The sequence below is a fragment of the Streptomyces sp. NPDC005151 genome (genome assembly GCF_053599875.1).
The window spans coordinates 70,523-90,506 of sequence record NZ_JBSFYR010000003.1 but is presented as its reverse complement, the minus strand read 5'-3'; the positions used below and the strand labels follow the sequence as shown (position 1 = coordinate 90,506).

General features: G+C 69.4%; 17 protein-coding genes and 3 pseudogenes. 11 read left to right on the top strand and 9 right to left on the bottom strand.

Translation table 11 applies throughout. From position 1 onward, the window contains the following. Window positions 1–7: 7 nt before the first annotated feature. Window positions 8–154 (bottom strand): annotated as a pseudogene (locus tag ACWD6R_RS03365) (amino acid permease); the annotation flags it as partial. A 189-nt stretch (window positions 155–343) separates the two neighbouring features. Between ACWD6R_RS03365 and ACWD6R_RS03360 the strand changes: the two are divergent. The 7 genes from ACWD6R_RS03360 (at window position 344) to ACWD6R_RS03330 (ending at window position 7,110) form a co-directional block, all read left to right on the top strand. After that, the gene (locus ACWD6R_RS03360) at window positions 344–1,510 is read left to right on the top strand and encodes a helix-turn-helix domain-containing protein (RefSeq protein WP_451817140.1); all 1,167 of its coding nucleotides are present in this window, start codon (window positions 344–346) and stop codon (window positions 1,508–1,510) included. Next, window positions 1,507–2,052, top strand: a complete 546-nt coding sequence (locus tag ACWD6R_RS03355; protein WP_451817139.1) for a hypothetical protein — start codon at window positions 1,507–1,509, stop codon at window positions 2,050–2,052. Before ACWD6R_RS03360 ends, ACWD6R_RS03355 begins: the two co-directional genes overlap by 4 nt. Before the next feature lie 217 nt (window positions 2,053–2,269). Next, window positions 2,270–3,538: a hypothetical protein gene (locus ACWD6R_RS03350; protein WP_451817138.1), complete on the top strand. Its 1,269-nt coding sequence runs from the start codon at window positions 2,270–2,272 to the stop codon at window positions 3,536–3,538. Window positions 3,539–3,609: 71 nt separating this feature from the next. Further along, a complete protein-coding gene (locus tag ACWD6R_RS03345) occupies window positions 3,610–4,875 on the top strand; it encodes a DUF4145 domain-containing protein (protein WP_451817137.1) in 1,266 nt (421 codons plus the stop codon). After that, complete coding sequence (locus ACWD6R_RS03340; RefSeq protein WP_451817136.1) at window positions 4,872–5,729, top strand: carbohydrate kinase family protein; 858 nt, start codon at window positions 4,872–4,874, stop codon at window positions 5,727–5,729. Before ACWD6R_RS03345 ends, ACWD6R_RS03340 begins: the two co-directional genes overlap by 4 nt. Further along, window positions 5,726–6,352 carry a 2'-5' RNA ligase family protein gene (locus ACWD6R_RS03335; protein WP_451817135.1) on the top strand — a complete coding sequence of 209 codons (627 nt, stop codon included), beginning with the start codon at window positions 5,726–5,728 and terminating at the stop codon, window positions 6,350–6,352. Before ACWD6R_RS03340 ends, ACWD6R_RS03335 begins: the two co-directional genes overlap by 4 nt. Next, entirely contained in the window at window positions 6,349–7,110 is a 762-nt protein-coding gene (locus ACWD6R_RS03330) for an inositol monophosphatase family protein (protein WP_451817134.1), read from the top strand. The genes ACWD6R_RS03335 and ACWD6R_RS03330 overlap by 4 nt, the downstream gene beginning before the upstream one ends. Window positions 7,111–7,430: 320 nt before the next feature. Here ACWD6R_RS03330 and ACWD6R_RS03325 read toward each other — a convergent pair whose 3' ends face one another. The 3 genes and pseudogenes from ACWD6R_RS03325 to ACWD6R_RS03315 form a co-directional block, all read right to left on the bottom strand. Further along, window positions 7,431–7,748, bottom strand: coding sequence for a hypothetical protein (locus tag ACWD6R_RS03325; RefSeq protein WP_451817133.1), 318 nt, complete (start codon window positions 7,746–7,748; stop codon window positions 7,431–7,433). A gap of 86 nt (window positions 7,749–7,834) precedes the next feature. Beyond that, window positions 7,835–8,239: pseudogene (locus ACWD6R_RS03320) on the bottom strand (N-formylglutamate amidohydrolase); the annotation flags it as partial. 147 nt (window positions 8,240–8,386) lie between these two features. Then, window positions 8,387–8,494 (bottom strand): annotated as a pseudogene (locus ACWD6R_RS03315) (sphingomyelin phosphodiesterase); the annotation flags it as partial. A gap of 75 nt (window positions 8,495–8,569) precedes the next feature. On the opposite strand from ACWD6R_RS03315, the gene ACWD6R_RS03310 reads away from it, so the two are divergent. Continuing rightward, on the top strand, window positions 8,570–9,472 hold the full coding sequence (locus ACWD6R_RS03310) for a hypothetical protein (RefSeq protein WP_451817132.1): 903 nt from the start codon (window positions 8,570–8,572) through the stop codon (window positions 9,470–9,472). Window positions 9,473–9,656: 184 nt separating this feature from the next. Here the strand turns inward: ACWD6R_RS03310 and ACWD6R_RS03305 are convergent, their stop codons facing one another. From ACWD6R_RS03305 to ACWD6R_RS03290, 4 genes are all read right to left on the bottom strand, one after another. Beyond that, a complete protein-coding gene (locus tag ACWD6R_RS03305; protein WP_451817131.1) occupies window positions 9,657–10,286 on the bottom strand; it encodes a class F sortase in 630 nt (209 codons plus the stop codon). A gap of 78 nt (window positions 10,287–10,364) precedes the next feature. After that, a complete protein-coding gene (locus ACWD6R_RS03300; RefSeq protein WP_451817130.1) occupies window positions 10,365–10,808 on the bottom strand; it encodes a hypothetical protein in 444 nt (147 codons plus the stop codon). A 123-nt stretch (window positions 10,809–10,931) separates the two neighbouring features. Continuing rightward, a complete protein-coding gene (locus tag ACWD6R_RS03295; RefSeq protein WP_451817129.1) occupies window positions 10,932–12,914 on the bottom strand; it encodes a sensor histidine kinase in 1,983 nt (660 codons plus the stop codon). Then, window positions 12,907–13,635, bottom strand: a complete 729-nt coding sequence (locus ACWD6R_RS03290; RefSeq protein WP_451817128.1) for a response regulator transcription factor — start codon at window positions 13,633–13,635, stop codon at window positions 12,907–12,909. Before ACWD6R_RS03290 ends, ACWD6R_RS03295 begins: the two co-directional genes overlap by 8 nt. Window positions 13,636–13,898: 263 nt before the next feature. Here ACWD6R_RS03290 and ACWD6R_RS03285 point away from each other — a divergent pair, with 263 nt between their 5' ends. Beyond that, the gene (locus ACWD6R_RS03285) at window positions 13,899–15,515 is read left to right on the top strand and encodes a PucR family transcriptional regulator (protein ID WP_451817212.1); all 1,617 of its coding nucleotides are present in this window, start codon (window positions 13,899–13,901) and stop codon (window positions 15,513–15,515) included. Between the two features lie 184 nt (window positions 15,516–15,699). On the opposite strand, the gene gabT is transcribed toward ACWD6R_RS03285, so the two are convergent. Continuing rightward, window positions 15,700–17,079: a 4-aminobutyrate--2-oxoglutarate transaminase gene (gene gabT / locus ACWD6R_RS03280; RefSeq protein WP_451817127.1), complete on the bottom strand. Its 1,380-nt coding sequence runs from the start codon at window positions 17,077–17,079 to the stop codon at window positions 15,700–15,702. A 218-nt stretch (window positions 17,080–17,297) separates the two neighbouring features. On the opposite strand from gabT, the gene ACWD6R_RS03275 reads away from it, so the two are divergent. Both ACWD6R_RS03275 and ACWD6R_RS03270 read left to right on the top strand, forming a co-directional pair. Continuing rightward, entirely contained in the window at window positions 17,298–18,812 is a 1,515-nt protein-coding gene (locus tag ACWD6R_RS03275) for an aldehyde dehydrogenase family protein (RefSeq protein ID WP_451817126.1), read from the top strand. Next, window positions 18,809–19,984, top strand: coding sequence for a CaiB/BaiF CoA transferase family protein (locus ACWD6R_RS03270; protein WP_451817125.1), 1,176 nt, complete (start codon window positions 18,809–18,811; stop codon window positions 19,982–19,984). The genes ACWD6R_RS03275 and ACWD6R_RS03270 overlap by 4 nt, the downstream gene beginning before the upstream one ends.

Sequence of the window (19,984 nt, the reverse complement as noted above, 5' to 3'; positions counted from 1 at the left end):
CTGGAAAGAGCGCCGCGGTCAGCACGACCAGGTTCATCACACCGGCCGCGCCCGGGATGCCGAGCTTGTCCATGACCGTGACGAACGGGCTCTGGTCCCCCGAGTACGAGGTGTACGGCAGCAGGAGGGTCAGGAGCACCACCGAGCCGACGTGCGGGGCGGTAAGCAAGGGAAGGTGTGTACGCCTCCGCGCGTCCCGATGTGCCGCGGGCGATGGTGAAGACCTTCGCGGAGGCGATGGTGTTCGCACATCCGGTCCGGACACTGCGATATCGGCAGCGCCGGAACCGTGGCGCAAGCAATGAGCGTTGCGATTTTCGCAACGTCCTCGTACGCTGGCCGTATGGGCGAGACTGTGAGCGAACGTGTACGAAAAGTCATGGACGCGGCCTCGGTCAACCAGGCAGCGTTCGCCGAGACCATAGGACTGACCCCCGACAAACTGTCGAAGTCTCTCAGCGGCGTCCGACGATTCACGTCTCTTGACCTCGCCCGGATCGCCGAGTTCGGCAACACCACCGTCGACTGGCTCCTGACCGGCCGCGAGCCGCTCCGTCCCGCCTTCGCGGCCCGCGCAAGCGCCCCGGAAGCCGATGGCCAGGGACGCGACAGACTCAGGGATCTCGTCGAAAGGTTCACGACGGCCCACGAGGTGCTGGAACTTCTCGGCCGGTCACCGCAGCTGCCGGAACTGCCGTCCGTCCGGAGCGAGGTGGAGCGCCATGTCGACCAGGGTGTGGCTCTGGCCGAGGACGCCCTGGCCGCCGCCGGGACACCGGCGGTCAGCGATCTGGAGACGTCCGAGCTGGTCCACGTCGTGGAGCGTGCCTTCGGCGTGGACGTGGCGAAGATCGGCTTGCCCAACGGGGTCGACGGTGCGGCCTGGCAGGCGGACGGATTCCGGCTCATCATGATCGGCCGGACGAAGGTGCCGACGCGCCAGCGCTTCACGCTCGCCCATGAACTCGGGCACATCCTGGCCCGGGATGCCCAGGACCTCCTCACGGAGACTCATCTCGCGCCCGGGCGACAGAAGGACCTGACAGAGATCCGCGCCAATGTGTTCGCCGCCAACCTGCTGATGCCCAGGGGCGAGCTGAACGCTGCTGCGAAAGGGCGTGACCTCACGGACGAAGAACTCAGATCGCTCGTCGTGCGCTTCAAGGTGTCGCCGAGCGCACTCGCCGCCCGGCTTTCCCAGCTGGGCTTCATCGACGCGGAGACAAGAGGCAGACTGCGTGAACTCACCACGGAGGCTTGCCACTTGCTGACCGGACAGAGCGATGCGTTCGCCGCCCGCACTGCCTGGGCAGAGGCCACACGGCTGCCTTTCCGGCCCATCCGGTCGCTGTACGAGGCCTACCTCGCCGGAGAGACGACCCTGCGCCCGCTGGCCGCCTACACCGGCCTGGACGTCGACGAGATCCGCGCGACGCTCGAACCCGAGCCGGAGGACGGCACACCGTCCACAGCCGACGTGGAAGAAGGGGACCTGGTCTTCCAGCCATGACACGCCACTGTTGGTTCCCCGACAACACTGTGCTGTGCAACTTCGCGGCGGTCGACCGCGTGAGCCTGCTGGAAAAGATCCTGGACGGTCGCGGCCGCTGGACGCAGGCGGTTGCGGCGGAGGCCCAGCAGTCGACCCGGTACTGGCCGCGGCTGCGCCAGGTGACCGAGGACGGGTGGCTCGGCGATCCCATCGAGATCGACGACCCGGCCGAAACCGCACTCGTGGACCGCATGCGCCGCGTGGTGTTCGGCGGCTCACCGTCCCGGCCGCTGCAACACCTGGGCGAGGCCGAGACGCTGGTCATCATCGAGCACCGCAGCGAGTTAGCGGACTCCGTCTGGATCACGGACGACGGAGAAGCGGGCCACTACGCCCGCCGCAAAGGCATCTGCGTCAAGAACACGGTCGACCTCACGCGGGAGGCCGTCGTCGGCGGACTCATCGTGGCCGGCGACGGCTATCGACTCCTGATCGCGATGGAAATGGCCGGCCGCAACCTGCGGGGTGTCCCACAGAGTCCGGAGGATTTGTTGCCTTGAAGCCTCCGGCGCGTTCCGCTGCCGACCGGGCCGGCGGGCAACTCCTGCCGCTTCGACGGGCGGGGCCCATGTGATCAATGATCCCCAACTGGGTAGCCTTGCCCGGCAGTCAGTATCCCAATGGCGGCTACTGGTGAGTGCCGTACGGCGTTCATCCGATCCGTCGGGCAGGCGCAGGCATGACAGAGGCGGATGTGCGAGGACGGGGACAAGGCCAGTGACGACCGACATCGATTCCATCACCGGTGTCCGGCAGACGGTCACCGTAGTCATCCCTGTCCGGCTCCCGTCCCCTCCCCCCTGGGTCGAAGGCCCCCTACCCTTCGAACTCGGCAGCCGAAGAACCGACGCGGAAACCCGGCAGACCTACTACACCCCGGCCGCCGCACGCGCGCTCTACGGAACCCGCGAACGACCCCGTCGCTGGCACCGGTTCACGGACATCACGCATCGGTCCCTGCACCTGCACGGCATGGAACTCCTGCGCACGGTCAAGACCCAGGATCAGCAACACGCTCTGGCAGTCCTGCACTTCACCGTCGAAGGTCCTGTCCTCCTGGACGTCCTGCGTGCCGTCGGCCATCGGCACACAGCCGGAGACGATCCTCTGGACGGGCCACTGGCGCCCGGCACACTCCTGGCCGGAGTCGCGGAACCCCGAGGTGTCGAAGCCCCGTTCGCCCTCGCCCGCCCCTATACCGTCGCCTTCCTCACCCCGGACGCCACACACACCCCCGCTCTGCGGAGCGACGGCCGGCTTCCTGACTCCGCCGACAGCTGGCTCTGGTCCCTGGCCTCCCGCTCCAACGAGACCGACTTCCCGACGACCCCCGAGCAGTTGCGGGACCAGACCGAGCACATTGTGCGCATCTCCGCCGACTGGAGCGCCCTTGTGCTGCGGCACGGGGCTGCCTTCCTCGGGCACCGCCCCGACCAGGGGGACGGCGACTTCTACGACTTCGCGGACCTGCATTTCCGTACGGTCTACCTTGACGCGCTTCTTCTCGGCACGATCCAGCGCGACCACATCGACGAGTTGACCGACGGTCTCGCCGACGTATTCGACGGCCCGGGGCTTGCCCGCCGAGTCACGGCACTCGAACAGGACATCGCAGGATTCCGCAGTACCTACTGGCGGCAGCATCTGACCGCACACGGCCCGGCCAATGAGCTCCTCCTGGCCTATCAGGGGCAGCATCGTCTGCCCGCCCGCTTCGCGGAGATCCTTGCCGAGGCGGCCGACTACTCCCGCCTCGTCCAGACCCAGGACGGTCAGCAGATCGCCGGAGCCCTCGGTGTTCTCACCATCCTCGGGCTGCCGCTCGGAACCGCCCTGAGCATCCTCCAGGTGCTCGGTGACGACGACCCCGTCCATCTCCTGATCGGGCTGGGTATCGCCCTCGCATCGACGGCGGCCGCCCTGGGCACCCGCTACGGGCGTCTCGTGCTGGGATCCCTCCGCGGCAGCTCCCGAGGCGATGGCTGAATGTGAACTGGCCTCGCCAAAAACCCACTTGGTAGTGTCGGGCCAAAACTGCCGCAGAGGACACGGACGACGTGACGGTTAACGAGGGCGAGTCGCTCCGGCTTTACAAGAAGGCTTTGAGATACGCCGAGTCGGATCCCGAGGTCTTCCTCAGCACAGCGAGAAGGGCGGCGGAGTCGATCCTCTTGGATATCGCCATGCAGGAAGCTGTCGGTTCCAAACCGACACTGGAATCCCTACTCACGGTGCTCACCACCAAAGGGCTGGTTCCGCCCAAGGTCGTCCTCGCCATTCGGACCATTCAGAACTACGGCAACTTCGGCAGCCATGCCCTGGACGGTTCGGGCGAGGAGATCTCCGCCGAGGACGTGCAGCCGTGTCTCAACGCGCTGACGCAATTAGCTGTCTGGTACGGCGAGACGAGTACCTCTCTTGCCGAGAACGAGGCACGGCAGGCGCTGGCGGCTGCAGGGCGTGCCAGAGGGACGACCCGCCTTGCCGACTCCACCCTCATCGTGGTGAAGGCGCTGCTCCTCGGGTGCGGGTTCGAGGACGTGCTGGCCAAGCGGAATCACAGGGTCGCTGCCGTCCAGCTGCCGTGGTCCGACCACCTGGTCAGGGACGTGGCCCAGCGGACCCTGGATCTCGCGATCTACAACGAGCAACGCCTGCTCCGAATGCTCGACGCGGAGGAGGAAATCCGGTCCCAGGTCGTGCCCGTCGGGCGAGTGGGGTACTCGATGGGCGGCCGCAATTTCTATCTCCTGGCAGCCCGCGGCGGCCGCTGGGGAGCGATGACGGCAGAGGAATTTCTCGCAGATCCGGCGGGAGCTCAGATCGCAGTGCCGAAACACAGCGACATGTTCGCCAACATTCTGGCGGCGTTCTCGACCGACGAAGCGGGTCTGGCAGAGCGCGGCGTGAACATCCTCGATGTTCCGCACCATCTCGGTCTGGAACTTTTTCATCTGAACAGGGACGTCCTGGCGGTCGGCGGACAGAATCTCCGGATGCACGCGCGTGATGACGACGACTACTTCGAGCTGCTCAACTCCGACATGCTTCCGAACAGTGCACAGGCGGGACTTCGCTCTGCGGCGGCCAACGTTCTCATGGCCAACCGGTCCTGGCTCAACGAGCTGAGGATGCAGCCGGGGGAGCTCCACCGGGAACTGATGCGTGGATTCCACGACATCGGCTCCGACGATGACAGGTTTGAGGAGCTGGTCCACGACCTGGTCGCCCACGCAACGTTTCCGCAGCAGAGCAGCCCTCACAGCAGGGAACGGCTGGTGCGGCATGTCCTGTTCGAGAGCTATCGCCTGGGGCAGCCGTGATCGCCGGTAAGCGTGTCCTCATAGCCGGTGGTACCAACTTCGACATCATCGTCCGGGCGACGAGACTCCCGGAGGAGCATGAGAAGCTCCGCGGCAACGATTACGCGGCCTTTCCCGGAGGATCCGCGGCCAACACCGCTCTGGGACTGGTGAAGCAGGGATGTACGGCCGAGCTGGTGTCCGCCGTCGGCGATGACACCCTGGGCACTGTCTGCCTCGACGGCCTGCGGGCGGGCGGGGTGGACACATCGCTGATGCGCGTCGACACAACCACGCGGACGAGCATGGCGATCGTTCTCTCCTCCACCACCGGAAAACGCATGATGACCTTCGCGGGAGCAGACCGTGACCTGGCCTTCAACGTCGTCACGGAGGAGGATGTCCGCCGAGTGGATCACGTCCATCTGGTCGGCGACCCCACATCCTCGCTCGGACGCCTGGCGGAGCTCGCTCACCGGACCGGCCGTTCGGTCTCCGTCGAATGGAACGGCAGAGACATGAGCCCACTTGCCCGGGGCGTAGCGCTGAACCTCATGAACTCGGACGAGGCAAGCCGCCTGCCCGAGGCATCACCGGGCGACACGGCGGGCACGGCACAGCGGTACGCGAAGCTGCTCTCCGGGGATGTCATCCTGACCTTGGGGTCCGATGGCGCACTCTGGGCGTCCCCCTGCGGCCGAGTCGTCCAGGAGCCGACGATCCCTGTAGAGCCGGTGGACCGGACCGGAGGCGGTGACGCCTTCAACGCCGGAGTGATCGCCGGCTGGCTCTACGGGGAGTCGCCGGCGGAATGCATGCGCAGAGGACTCGACGCCGCGCTGCACGTGATTACGAAGACAGGAGCTCAACCGTGACCCGATGGCTGGGTGTTGCCTTGCTGCCGTCCGCGGAACACACCCGTTCCGCGATCCAGTTGCAGACGGACGTGGGGGAAGACCATCGACTGCAACCCCCTCTCAGCCCTGACGGAAATCTCCCTCACGTCACCGTATTTCAGGGACCATTCCTGGACTCCCTGAGCCCGGAGCGGGAGCTGGCGGCCATCGCGGAGTCGATGAGCCTTCCGGAGGAGATCCGACTCGCCTCCACAGGCATCGTCTACCAGCCCACCGGTTGGGTGTTCCTCTCTCTGGAGAGGCCACAGCTCCTGAGTGAACTGCAAGCAGCCGTCCTCTCGGTGCTCGCACCCCACCTCGACCGCGCCGCGTTCGACACGTCCAAGGACACCTCGCGGTTCTCTCCGGACGAGCGGGCCAGCTTCGCCGAGTACGGGTACCGGTACACCGTGGACGCGTATGCGCCCCACATCACGCTGGGCCGAGCCGAGGAAGACATCGCCCTGAAGCTGGTCGGATCCGCCCCCGAACGCACGTCCGTGCAGAAGGAGTGGATTTTCGACCGCCTCACCTTCTATGTGATGGGGGAACACGGGGCCCACGCGGAGAAGCTGGTGGAGCGGGCACTGGATCCGGCGTGACAGAGGACTCGGAGCTTCGTTCCGCCGCTGAGGAGGCGATGGACGCGGGGGTGGAGTGGCTGGCCATGGCCGGTGCGCAGTGGCGGGAGCGGAAGCTGAAACCGACGGGCGAGGAGGTCACGGACGCCGACATCGAAGTCGAACGCCGAGTGTCACGCGTCCTGCGACAGCGCACCCCCAAGATCCCGGTCATCGGCGAGGAGTCCGCGGCCGGAGGTCCGTTGCCGGCCACGTGCTGGTTGCTGGACCCGATCGACGGAACGATGAACTTCACCCGGGGCGCGCCCGGTTATGCACTCTCACTGGCCTTCGTGAAGGACCGACAGCCATCTTTGGGCGTGATCGACGCACCGGCCCTCGGCCGCCGCTGGATCTCTGGCCGCACGACGGGCCCGGCAAAGGAGCCGCTCGGCGTCCGGGAGGTGTCCCGGGCGGTGATCGGCATCACCGGTGCCGGCTCCGGGAACCCCCGGCACAAGGCCTTTATCGGGCGCCTGTACGCAGAGGCGTATCGGATCAGGATGCAGGGGGCCATGTCCATGGACCTGGTGGGGGTGGCAGAAGGATGGCTCGACGCCTGCATCTGCATCGGCCCGAAACCGTGGGATGTCGCGGCGGGGACTGCGCTGGTACGAGAACGGCGCATGGCAGTCCTCGGACCGGGCGGCCGGAAGTTCACCTTCGGCTCACCGGTACTGGTGGCGGGCCGGGAAGCCCTGGCGAGAGAGCTGATGGATCGTTGGGAGGCGCAGCTCTGACTCCGGCTGCCGCGAGCAGCGACGCGCGGCCTCACACACCGGCCTCCACCAGGAACTCGCTGGGCAGGCCCGACCACGACACGTACAGCTCTTGTTGAACGGGCGCTCACCCCGATCTCGGGTTCGACGTCGAAGGCATCGAGATCCTGGCCGCTCCGGACGCGGGCAACCCGGTGCGATGTCAGCTCGTCAGTGGTGTGTGCACACGGCCGTAACAGCTGTGCCCAGCGGCCTCGGGGGTGTACGGCACCTCAACCTGCCGGCGGACGTTGCGTGGCTTCCCACGCACGACAGCCTCTCTGCGTCTCGATCGTGATCGATCAGCCCATCAGCTTCGCGTTCACGCCCGCGACGAACTCGTACAGTGGCCCCTCCGTGATGATCCCGTCCCCCAGCCCCACACGCTCCGGAGCCACGTCGATCACGGTTACGACGGTGCTCCCCAGGCCGATGACCACCCACCATCGCCGACCGTCGACGTCCACGCTCCAGGTGGACTTGATCCACTTGCCGGTGTCGGTCCGTACGTCGGCGGAGACCAGTTCCCAGGCATCCGGATCGAACTCGACGAGCCGGTCCGTCGGCGCGTGCCGTCCTGCCAGTCGCTCCAGCGCGTGCCGGCCGGTTCGCAGTGACACAGGCGCCCCCATGATGTGTCGCACCCGCGTGAACAGTGCGTCCGGACCGGACCGTACGTGGAATCGTGCCGTGGCGAAGCGAGGGGTCACGCTCGCGGCCCCGGCTCGCTCGCCCCGGACAGCGCGGCGACCAGGGTGGCCAGCGCCGAAGCCAGCGCGGTCAGGCCGGGGCCGGCAGGTCCGCCCGGCTCGGACATGTACACATCGCGGCGGATCTCGATCACCAGGGCGCTGACGCGCGGGTCCGTGCCGTAATGCTTCAGCGGCACGTACGTACCGGCGAAGGGGCTGTTGATGCCCGTGCCCCCGAAGCCGGCGAACGCCTTCTCGGCCTGGGCGAGGAGTTCCGGCGGGGTGTGGAAGGCGTCGGTGCCCAGGCAGATCGGAGGGCGCGGTCCGGAGCCGTGGAGTTCGTAGGGGAGCGGGGCCGTCGGGTAGGAGTGGACGTCGATGATGACGGCGCGGCCGGTGGCGGCCAGTCGTTCGTCGACGGGGTTCCTTCGGGGCGGATCGTCGCTGGGTACATCGACGAGGCGGAGTGCCGGGCTTGCGGCACTCCGCCTCGCCATATCCGATTATCTACCGACGGTGTTCGAGTGGGGGCGACTGGGGTGACGGGCGTGCGGGGCTCGGATCCGCTATCGGGCGGAAGCGATCAGCGGGTAGTGGTCGGAGAGGTTCGTGTACGTGTACGTGTAGTCCGTGCCCCAGCTGGAGACGGTCCAGGGCGCGCTCTGCTGCCGCAACCGGTGAAACCTGTCCCGGCCCAGCCACGTCACAAAGTCGGGACAACCCACCACTCCGTTCGTCCGGGAGGCCACATGCGTATCAGAACATCGCGCTCCGTCAGCCTGCTTGCTGGAGTCGCCTTGTCTGCCGCCGGCCTGGGGGCCGCCTCCGGTTGCGGCAGCCAGCAGGAAGCCAGTAGCGGCACGAATGCGCAGGCGCAGCGCGCCCAACAGGTCGCCGCGGCCTGGGACGGGTCAGCCGCGGCTGCCGCGTGGCGTGATGGCTTCCACCCCATGAGCGACGTGATCCAACTACCGCGAGGCGGACTGCGGAGCAAGGCTGATCGGCAGGCCTACCAAGACCACAGCTTCGTCCTGGAAGGCAAGTTGCCTGCCACCTCGCCGAAGGACGGCCGAGTGGCATGGGACGACGGTAGAACACTCACACGACCGCTGGTGGGGGCGGATGAGTCGTACAAGACCATGGCCGGCGGCGCCCGCGTCGACGGAAAGCAACACCTCACCGTGACCGGGGCGAGGCTGGGTGAGATGAGCGTGGCCACTGCCCGCGGACCGGCGGTGGTCCCAGCCTGGCTGTACAACCTCAAGGGCTATGACTCTCCCCTCAAGCAGGCCGCTGTTATCCCGTCGAAACTCCCCCAGTCGCCGATCAAGCAGGCCCTCGACGTCCCCGGTTATCCACTCAACCGGATGGTCCAAATGTCCGCAGACAGGCGATCGGTCACCGTGGTTGCCCTTCATGGCGTCTGCGATGGCGGCCCCGCAGTGGATGTGCTGGAAACACGCGGCAGCGTCGTGCTGTCAGCCTCCGTCAAGGACCAGACGGACGGCGGCCACTGCACCAAGCAGGGAAAGTTGCAGCAGGTGACACTGAAGCTGGACCGACCCGTGGGCGACCGCGTTCTGCTCGATGCACACACCGGCCGACCGGTTCCCTACAGGCCGCCGCACGGGCCCTCGCCGAGCTGGAGCTGAGCTAGTACACACCCGGGGTGCTGGGAGTGGCCATTCCGGGTGGTCGTCGGCGGCGCGGAAGAAAGCGTGAGGTCGAAGGACGGGAGTCTCACCGCTGGTGCGCCGGACTTCGACAAATCCGATCTGTCAGCGCCGGTCGCAGCTTCAAGCCCTCACCCCAAAAAGGTGACGCCGTGCGGAATCGTCAGCGGGCGGTGGCGTAGACGATGAGGTTGTCCACCGGATGGCCCTGGGCGTCGAATGCGCCGTCGCAGGTGATGAGACGGAGGGCGCGGTCGTCGGTCCTGCCGTACACCTTCTTCGTGGGGAACGCCTTCTTGCTCACGGACTCCGTGCCGGTGACGGTGAAGTGGGTTGCCTGGCCTTGCTCGTTGCGCACGACTATGTCCGCGCCCTTGCCGATCTTCTTCAGGTCGTGGAAGACCGCCTTGCCGAACCGGGTGTCGTTGTGCCCGATGAGGACGGCTGCTCCGCGCTCACCCGGGATCGCACCTCCGGTGTACCAGCCTGCTGTCATGCCCTTCTCCGCCGGTGGGACCTCGACGGTGCCGTCCGCGTTGAGACCGAGCGGCATCAGAGAGCTGGTCACTCCGATCGAGGGGATCACCACCTGAGTGGGAGCCACGGGTTGATCCGCTCCGGGGGAGCCGGGGGAGCCGGGGGAGGCGGGGGCAGTGGGGGAGTGCGTGGGGGAGCGGGCGGGGGGTGGTGGCTCCGCTGCGTGGGAGGTGCAACCGGTGAGGAGAGCGATGGTGAGACAGGCGAGAGTTGTCAGGGCGGCGGATCGCCGGGGTCTGTGGTGCGCAGGGGGCATGCGGGCTCCAGAGCAGGGGACAGGAGGGGCCGAGACGGGCGGTGGCGCCGCCCCCTGAAGGACGGCGCCACGTGGAGGTCAGCCGTTGCGGTGTGCGGTCGTGCGGCGGCGGCGCAGCACCAGAGTGCCCGCGCCCCCGAGCAGGGCCGCGGCGGCGACCGAACCCGCGACGGCGGCGGTGGTGGTGTTGCTCGTCGTGCTGATCGGACGCTCGCCCGCGGCCACGCCGCCACGCGGCTCGGCGGAGCCACCCTTCAAGCGCACGGCCGGGGCCGCGCTGGGCCTGTCGCCCGCGGCCACGCCGCCACGGGGCGTCACCGACGGTTCCTCGCCACGCGCGGGGCTGCTCGACCCGGCTTCCGGAGTGGGCGCCGGGGTCCGCTCGGTGGACGTCACCGAAGGGCTGGGCGTTGCGTCGGAAGGGACCGATGCGAGAGCCGTGGCGGAGGGGAGGAGTACTGCGCCCGCCGCGACGGCAGTGAGGACGGCGGTGCGCAGGGTCGGACGGGGACGGTGGGACATACGTGGCTCCAGTTCCAGCCCGGCCTTGGTGGTGCCTGGATGCCGATTCGCACCAGGCGCCGGGCATGCCGTCAGCCTCGCGTGAACTTATGAAGAAGCTGTCAGATCGCTGTGGTCATCGCATCAGCCCTGATGGTCCAGGGCGGCCTCGTCCGGACGGTCCGACGGCTTCGGTGGCCGGCCCGCCGGTGTGCGATGCGGGCTCGCCGGCAGGCGCAGCGTGAAGACCGAGCCCTTCCCCTCCGTACTCGCGGCGCTCACCGCGCCACCATGGGCCTCGGCGAGTTTGCGGACGATGGCCAGGCCGAGACCGCTGCCGCCGGTGCGGCGGCTCCGCGACTTCTCCGCGCGCCAGAAACGGTCGAAGACGCATGGGAGGTCCTCGGGCGAGATGCCGCTGCCGGTGTCCTCGACGTCCACGACCACCTCGTCACCTGACTCGGAGCTGTACGCGCGCAGGGTCACGTGCCCGTCCGGAGGTGTGTGGCGTATCGCGTTGGACACCAGGTTGCCGAGGGCCTGCCGCAGCCGAACCGGGTCGGCGGTCAGGGGAAGAGGAGGGGGCCCGGGGTCCGCCGTGCCTACCGCCAGCGTCACTCCGGCCGTCTCGGCGCGGGCCTGGTGCGCCGCGGCGACCTGGCCGAGGAGGTCGTCGATCCGTACCGGCGCCGGATGCAGACGCAGCGCGCCCGCGTCGGCCGCGGCCAGGTCCTGGAGGTCGTCGACGATGTGTTGCAGCTGAACGGCCTCCTCCAGAAGCGAAGAGACGAAAGCCGCGTCGAGGTCGGCCACGCCGTCCTGCGCCGCCTCCAGCCAGCCGCGGATATTGCTCAGCGGGGTGCGCAACTCGTGGGCGACATCGCTGACCATCACCTTCCGCTGTTTCTCAAGGCGTGCACGATGCGCCGTCATATCGTTGAAGGTGGCGGCCAGTCGCCCGATCTCGTTGTCCGCGGTGACCGGTACGGGCGCCGATTCCTCGCCGTCCCGCATGCGCTGGGCGGCACCGGTGAGTGCCTGCAACGGCCGTACGAGCCGGACTCCTGCCAGCACCGAGGCGCCGACGGTGAGGGCGAGGACCAGGGCCGCGACACCTGCGATACGGGCGGTGTTCGCCGGTGAGAGATCGAAACCGGGGACGGTGGCGCCGCCCGCGTCCCCGATGAACAGCAGCGCGGGCGAGGCGACGTACGAACTGAGCTGCTCGCGGCGGGCGGCGCCGACGCACGACGCGATCGCCCGGTCGTTGTCACTGCTCTGGACGGTCGGCACCGGGGCGGGGGTAGCGGTGGAAGGCCGACGGACCGGGCCGGCGCTCGGTTCCGGCTCGGGGCCCTGGTTCCAGGAGAGATCCAGGCGCAGGTGGACACCCGCGCGGTTCTGGCGGTCCAGGCAGGCGTCGGCCAGCCGATTGAGCGCGCCGAGCGCCTTTTTCTCGGTTTCGGTGGGCCTGTCCAGCGCGTCGGTCGAGCACCTGGTGCCCAGGATGCGGTCGGGGTCGTTGCCGACGATCTGGATGCGGGGGCGCCCGTTCGGTCCCTCGATGACGTCCGAGGCGATCCCGGCGTCGTTCAGGCACGCCACACCCCGGTCGGCGGTGCGACGCAACTGCGTACGTTCGGCCGGGGGCAGGCGGAACGGTCCCACGGCCCGCGGGTCGACGCGGTCGGCCGCGGTGCCGGTCGTTCCGGAAGACTGTGCCGCCAGCGCTGTGTCCACGGAGAGCGGGTCGACTACGGCTGACGCCTGTGTGGGAAGCGCGGGCGGGGGCGCCCCGGTCGCGGAGTCGGCGATGATTTCCCGGCTCTGGGTGGTCAGGGCGATCCGGCGGCCCGACCGCGTCGCCAGATCGCGCACCGTCCCCTCGACACCGTCCCACTGGGGATGGCCCGCCGCGTAGCCGAGCAGCTTGGTGTAGATCCGGGCATCCGCGGTGAGGTTCTGGCCCTGCTCCTGCTTGATGGCACCGGACGTGGTCTGTACGGCGAGCCAGGCGGTGGCCGCCACCGAACAGGCCGCCACCAGCGCCGATACGGCCAGCAGCCGCACGAGCAGACTCTTGCGGAGCGGCAGTCGCCGGCGGTCCAGCCGGCCACGGCTACGCACGCGACGCGCCCCTTGCGGGGTCGGTCAGTTTGTATCCGACTCCGAAGACGGTGAGCAGCCGGGCCGGCTTCCGCGGGGCGGGCTCGATCTTCTTGCGCAGGTTCATGATGTGCACGTCGACCGTGCGGTCGCTGATGTACCGGTCGAAGCCGTGCAGTTCCTCCAGGAGCCGCTGTCTGCTGAAGACCCGGTCGGGCTCGGCGGCCATCGCGGCAAGGATGCGGAACTCGCCCGGCGTGCATTCCACCGACGTACCGTCGACCCGTATCTCGTGCCGGGCAGGGTCAACCCTGAGTGCGCCCACGGAAAGCACCTCATCCACGGCGTCCGCGGAGGGGTTCACCTGTCCTGGCCGATTCGTACGCCGCAGGAGCGTGCGGACCCGGGCCATCAGTTCGCGCGGGCTGTACGGCTTGGTCATGTAGTCGTCCGCACCCAGGTCGAGACCCAGCAGCAGATCGTCCTCGGTGGTCCGGGCCGTCAGCATCAGCACCGCCAGCTCCCGTTGCTCGGCGCGCAGGACACGCACCACATCGAGCCCGTCCGCCCGAGGCATCATCACATCGAGGACCAGCAGGTCGGGCTCCCCGTGCCGCACCTCGTCGAGCGCGGCGAGACCGTCCCCGACGACCGTGACCGCGTGGCCCTCGCGTTCGAGGTAACGGCGTACGAGTTCGGCCTGCTTCTTGTCGTCTTCGGCGACGATGACGTTTGCGCACACGCGGTTGATCGTAGGTGAGTGCGGGGCGCGGTCCGGTGGGCAAGCCGTCGGCGGAGATGCCTCTCGCCGGCGGGCTTTCGTGCACGGCGGGTTGGCGTAGCCGTTGACCCGCACGAAGTCGGCGGTGGTGGCGCGACCCTGTGGGCCGTGAAGGGATCCGGGAACGCTCCCGCACCGGTCGAGGCGGATTCCGGCCGGCCTGCTAGCTTTGCCCGATCGAACGAGAGGCCCGGGTGCGATCCCGCGGCGCGGGCAGGGCGGCGGTGGAAACCTTGGGCGTACCCCTCCACTGGCTGATCGGCCGCCCCGAGCTGCGGCTGACGGTGCTGGCCGGGCGGGACGGGCTCGATCGGGAGGCCGTCTGGGCCCACAGCATCGATCTGGCCGACCCCGTTCCCTGGCTGAGCGGTGGCGAACTGCTGCTCACCACTGGACTGCGACTGCCGGAAGCGGAGGCCGGGCAGCGGGCGTACATCCAGCGGTTGGCGGATGTCGGTGTGGCCGCTGTCGGCTTCGGGACGGGACTCTCGCACCGGCATGTTCCCGCGGCCGTCGTGGACGCGGCCGACAAGGTGGGACTGCCCCTGCTCGAAGTGCCGCTGCCCACGCCATTCGTCGCGATCACCAAGGCCGTGATGGAACGCCTGGCCGAGCTGCAGTATGAGGGAGTCGTACGGGCCTCCCGCGTCCAGCCCCGGATGACCCGGGCCGCGCTGCGCGACGGCGCCAGGGCCGTCGTACGGGAACTGGCCGTCTCGACGCACACCACGGTGCTGTACCTGGACGACGCCGGTGCGGTGCGTGCCGCCCATCCGTCCGGTTCGGCGGGCGTCGACCCCGGTGTGCTCGCCGAGTTGAGGAGCGCCGGCGGGAGCGACCGGGCGACGGAGGCGCTGAGTGCCGGACCGCACGGGGTGGTCGTCACCCAACAGGTCCGCGTGGGCCCGCGCACCCACGGCAGACTCGTGCTGGCCGCCGACCGGGAACTGACGGCCGTCGACCACCTGTTGCTCGGACACGCAGCGTCGCTGATCGCGCTCCAGGCCGAGAAGCCACTGCGCCTGCAGGACGAACAGCACCGGGTCAACAGCCTCTTCCTGCGCATGGTCCTGGACGGGACACTCCCCTCGCGCACCGCCCGCGACCACCTGACGGAGGCCGGCTTCCCGGCCCGCAACGGCATCCGCGTCCTCGTACTGAGCGGGCCGAGCCCTCGGCAGGCCCTCGACACCGTGGGACCCCGCCTCGCCGAGATCGGCCTGCCGCGCTTCGGTGCCGTACGTGAGGGGCGTGCCGTGCTCCTGCTGCCCGGGGACGGCACCCGAGTGGGGATGCGAGCGGGTGGGGACGAAGGTCCCGCAGAGAGCGACGGACACGGCGGCGCCACTGGTATCGGTATCGCCCGGGGTCTTGTCGGCGATGCGGTCGCACGGTTCGGGCCGCGCCTCTGGGCCGGGCTCAGCCTTGTGCACGAGCCCGACGCCGGGCCGCAGGCGCTCCAGGAGGCGAGCAACGCGGCCGCGGTCGCCGAGGCGCGTGGCCGACCGGGGCTCGTCGCCTTCGAGTCGCTGGCCGGACACGTGCTCGTCAGCGCCCCCGAGACCCGAGAGGTCCTGCGCCGGCTGGCCGCCGAACGGCTCGCGCCGCTGGCCGCGCAGGACCGGGACAACGGCACGGAACTACTCGCTTCCCTCCGCGCGTTCCTGGAACATCACGGGCAGTGGGGTGCCGCATCCGCAGCCCTGGAGGTCCACCGGCACACGCTGCGCAGCCGGATGGAGCGGATCCGGACACTGCTGGGCGTGGATCTCGACTCCGCGCACGTACGCGCCGAGTTGCTGCTCGCGCTGGCCGCCTGGGAGGGGATCGCGGACCAGTGACCGGACGGCCGGCCGGTCACTGGTCCGCGGGGCGCCGAGCGCGATGCAGGCGCCGGATGCGCCGGAGCGCTGAGCGCGCCGGATGAGCCGGACGAGTTGAACGAACGGGACAAGCCGAGCGCGATGCACGCGCTGAGCGCGCCGAACGGGCCGGAGGCGCCGAACGGGCTGGACGCGCTCCGGGTCAGGCCGACGGCCCGGTGGTTTCCTCGGCGAACGCTGCTCCCAGGATTCCCAGGCCCTCCTTCAGCAGCTCGTCCGATATCGACAACGGCGGCAGGAAGCGCAGCACATTGCCATAGCTGCCCGCCGTCAGTACCAGAAGCCCCTGCGCGTGGCAGCGTCCCGCGATCCGCGCCGCCAGTTCGGGCGCGGGGCGCCGGGACCCGTCCGGCGTCACCAGCTCGACGGCTGTCATCGCGCCCCGGCCCCGTACTTCGCCGACCTCCGGGTGGGCGGCCCGCAGCGCGTCGAGGGCGCCGAGCATGAGATCGCCGATCTCCCGTGCCCGCGCCAGCAGTCCATGCGTCTCGATCTCCTCGAAGACCCCGAGCGCCGCTTCGCACGCCACCGGGTTCCCGCTGTACGTACCACCGAGGCCACCTGCCGGCACGGCGTCCATCACCTCCGCGCGCCCGGTCACCGCGCCCAGCGGCAGACCGCCGCCGAGTCCCTTGGCCGTGGTCAGCAGATCGGGCTCGATGCCCTCGTCCTCACACGCGAACATCCGCCCGGTACGTCCGATACCGGTCTGCACCTCGTCGGCGATCAGCAGAATGCCGCGTTCCCGGCACAGCTCGGCGACCCTGCGCAGGAAGCCGGGAGCCGGTACGACGAAGCCGCCCTCGCCCTGGATCGGTTCCACCAGTACGGCAGCCACGTTCTCTGCGCCCACCTGCCGGTCCAGCAGGTCCGCGAGTGCCGCGGCGGCCTCCTGGGCGCAGCGCGCCGGTCCCGACGGCCAACGGTACGGATAGGCCATCGGGGCGCGGTACACCTCGGGGGCGAACGGGCCGAACCCCTGCCGGTACGGGCGGTTCTTCGCGGTCAGCGACATGGTGAGCAGGGTGCGGCCGTGAAAGGCGTGGTCGAAGACGACGACGGCCGGCCGGCCGGTGGCCGCACGGGCGATCTTGACCGCGTTCTCCACCGCCTCGGCACCGGAGTTGACGAGCAGGGTGCGCTTCTCGCCGGGCACCGGGGCGAGCCGGTTCAGGGTCTCGCAGACGTCGAGGTAAGAGCGGTAGGGGTTCACCAGGAAGCAGGTATGGGTGAAGCGCTCCAGTTGCGCGACGGCCCGCGCGACGACCCGGGGGGCGGCATTGCCCACCGTCGTCACGGCGATGCCGCTGCCGAAGTCGATGAGGGAGTTGCCGTCCGCGTCCGTGATCACGCCACCGCCCGCAGCCTCCACGAAGATCGGCAGCGTGGAGCCCACACCGGCCGGGACGAGTCCGCGCTGGCGGGCGAGGAGTTCCCGTGAGCGGGGGCCGGGGATCTCGGTGACGATCCGGCGTTCCTGTGAGAGCCGGGGTCCGCCGACCGGGCCGGGAGTGGCAGGCATGGGATCTCCTCCTGGGTGCATGGGGATGGACCGCCGAGCCAATCGCGCACCGGGGACGGCGGCCATGGACGCATTGGAGCGCGAACCATGAGATGGGCGGGACATTCTGTCCACTGCGTGAAGGGCTGCGGCATGCGGAGAATGACGGCTTCGTCATCCCGATGCGCTCCAGGACGGTGCGTACGGACGCATTTGGACGCATACGGAAGGGAACGCCGATGCAGCAGCACGCAGGCAGTGACCGCGCCTCGGAGGCCGCCGCTCCGCAAGAGGAAGTCCCGCGCCTGCGCCACCTGGTGGCGGGGGAGTGGCGCACCGGTGCGGGCGACGAACTGGTCGACGTCAACCCGGCCTGCCCCGACGAGCTCGTCGCGGTGGGGAACGTGGCCCGGCCCGCCGACCTGGAAGACGCCGTGGCAGCCGCACGCAAGGTCTTCCCGGACTGGGCGGCCACGCCCCATCACGCCCGGGCCCGGATCCTTGCCCGCGCCGCCGACGTGATCGAGGCACATGCGGCCCAGTGGGGCGAGGAACTGTCCAGGGAGGAGGGGAAGACCCTGCCCGAGGGCGTCGGCGAAGTGCGGCGGGCCGCAGAGATCTTCCGCTACTGCGCAGCGGAGGCCGACCGGCCGGCCGGCGAGGTCTTCGCCTCTCCGCGACCCGGCGAGCAGATTCAGGTGATCCACCGTCCGGTGGGTGTCTTCGCCGCGGTCACCCCGTTCAACTTCCCTGTCGCCATCCCCGCGTGGAAGATCGCCCCGGCGCTCGGATACGGCAACACCGTGGTGTGGAAGCCCTCCGGACTCGTGCCGCTGCTCGCAGTGCGCATGGCCGAGGCACTCGTCGAGGCCGGACTGCCGGACGGGGTGCTGTCGCTGCTGATCGGCGACGGCGAGCTGGGCGCGCGGCTCGTCGGCCACCCCGACGTCGACGCGGTCACCTTCACCGGATCCACGGCGGTGGGCCGCGACGTCATAGCCGCCTGCGGCCGTCTCGCCCGGCCCGTGCAGACGGAGACGGGCGGCAAGAACGCCGCCGTCGTGCTGTCCGACGCCGACCTCGAACTCGCCGTCACCGAAGTCCTCGCAGGTGCGTTCCGCTCCACCGGGCAGAAGTGCACCGCCACCTCCCGCGTCATCGTGAACGAGCGCATCGCGGACGCGTTCCTCGACCGGCTCGTCGCACGCGCCGCCGCACTTCGGGTGGGAGACCCCCTCGACGACGGAGTTCAGATGGGACCGGTGATCTCGCACCGGGCACGCGACACGATCCAGACGGCGTTGGACGAAGGCGCCGCCCGTGCGGGCGTGCAGATTCTGACAGGTGGCCGGCCCTACGACGACGAGCGCTCCGTCGGCGCCTTTCTGCCGCCCACCGTGGTGGAACTCGCCGGGGACGACCCGCTGTGGCGCGAGGAACTGTTCGGTCCCGTCGTCGTGGTACGTCGTGTACCTGACGACGACATCGCACTCGATCTCGTCGGTGACAGCGAATTCGGTCTGGCCGCAGCCGTGTTCACCGATGACCTGCGTGCAGTGACCGCAGCTGTGCAGCGCCTGGACGTCGGGGTGCTGCACATCAACTCCGAGACCGCGGGCGCCGATCCGCATGTGCCCTTCGGTGGGGCGAAGGCGAGCGGTTTCGGCCCCAAGGAGCAGGGCCGTGCTGCCCGCGACTTCTTCACCACGACCACCACGGTCTATCTGCGCGCCTCCCGGGCAGGGACCCGATGACCGACGTCCCTCGACTGCCGCTGTCCGGCGTTCTGGTGGCCGACTTCGGCCGGGTTCTCGCAGCACCGTACGCGACCATGCTCCTCGCCGACCTCGGCGCGGATGTGATCAAGGTGGAGCAGCCGGGGACCGGCGACGACACCCGGGCCTGGGGCCCGCCACAGGCGCACCGTGAGGCCACCTATTTTCTCTCCGTCAACCGCAACAAGCGATCCTTCGCCGTGGATCTGCGCGACCCGACGGGCCGCCGCAGGGCGACGGAGCTGATCCGCCGAGCGGACGTGGTGTTCGAGAACTTCCGCCCCGGCACCATGGACAAGTACGGGCTCTCCTACGAGCGGGTCCGCGAATTCAACCCCGGCCTCGTCTACTGCTCGGTGACCGGCTTCGGAGCGGGCAAGGGGGCGGCGCTGCCCGGCTACGACCTGCTGATCCAGGCCGTCGGCGGACTGATGAGTGTCACCGGGCCCGCCCCCGGGCAACCGGTCAAGACGGGCGTCGCGCTGGTCGACGTACTCACCGGCCTGCATGCCGCGATGGGGGTCATGGCTGCCCTGCGTCATCGGGATGCGACCGGTGAGGGTCAGCATGTCGAGGTCAACCTGCTGTCGTCGCTGCTGTCCGGCATGGTCAACCAGTCCGCCGGCTACACACTGGCCGGACAGGTGCCGGGCATCCTCGGCAACCGCCATCCGTCGATCGCCCCGTACGAGGTCTACGAGACGGCGGACCGGCCACTCGTCGTCGCCGTCGGCAACGACCGGCAGTTCGCCGCGCTGTGCCGGGGCCTGGACGCGGCCGGTCTGGCCGTGGATCCGCGGTTCGCCACCAACACCGACCGGGTGGCCCACGTCGACGCGCTCGCCGAAGAGCTGTCCGTACGGCTCCGGCGGCGCGCGGCGGACGAATGGTTCGAGCTCCTCACTCCGCTCGGCGTGCCGTGCGGTCCGGTGAACGACCTCGCCGGGGCCTTCGACCTGGCCGAACAGCTGGGGCTTGCGCCCCGCGTCACCCCGGACGACGCGGGCGCCGAGGCCGAGGGCGGGCACGACGGTCCGATGAACCTCGTGGCCAACCCCATCGGGCTGTCCCGTACCCCGGTCCACTACGCACGGCGCCCGCCCCGGCTGGGCGAGCACACCGACTCCATCGCCGACTGGCTCGACAGCTGA

Bases quoted from the DNA above. Each gene is read 5' to 3' on its own strand.
- gabT (WP_451817127.1), bottom strand. From the start codon at position 17,079: ATGCCTGCCACTCCCGGCCCGGTCGGCGGACCCCGGCTCTCACAGGAA.
- ACWD6R_RS03300 (WP_451817130.1), bottom strand. From the start codon at position 10,808: ATGTCCCACCGTCCCCGTCCGACCCTGCGCACCGCCGTCCTCACTGCC.
- ACWD6R_RS03305 (WP_451817131.1), bottom strand. From the start codon at position 10,286: ATGCCCCCTGCGCACCACAGACCCCGGCGATCCGCCGCCCTGACAACT.
- ACWD6R_RS03355 (WP_451817139.1), top strand. From the start codon at position 1,507: ATGACACGCCACTGTTGGTTCCCCGACAACACTGTGCTGTGCAACTTC.
- ACWD6R_RS03360 (WP_451817140.1), top strand. From the start codon at position 344: ATGGGCGAGACTGTGAGCGAACGTGTACGAAAAGTCATGGACGCGGCC.
- ACWD6R_RS03310 (WP_451817132.1), top strand. From the start codon at position 8,570: ATGCGTATCAGAACATCGCGCTCCGTCAGCCTGCTTGCTGGAGTCGCC.
- ACWD6R_RS03275 (WP_451817126.1), top strand. From the start codon at position 17,298: ATGCAGCAGCACGCAGGCAGTGACCGCGCCTCGGAGGCCGCCGCTCCG.
- ACWD6R_RS03270 (WP_451817125.1), top strand. From the start codon at position 18,809: ATGACCGACGTCCCTCGACTGCCGCTGTCCGGCGTTCTGGTGGCCGAC.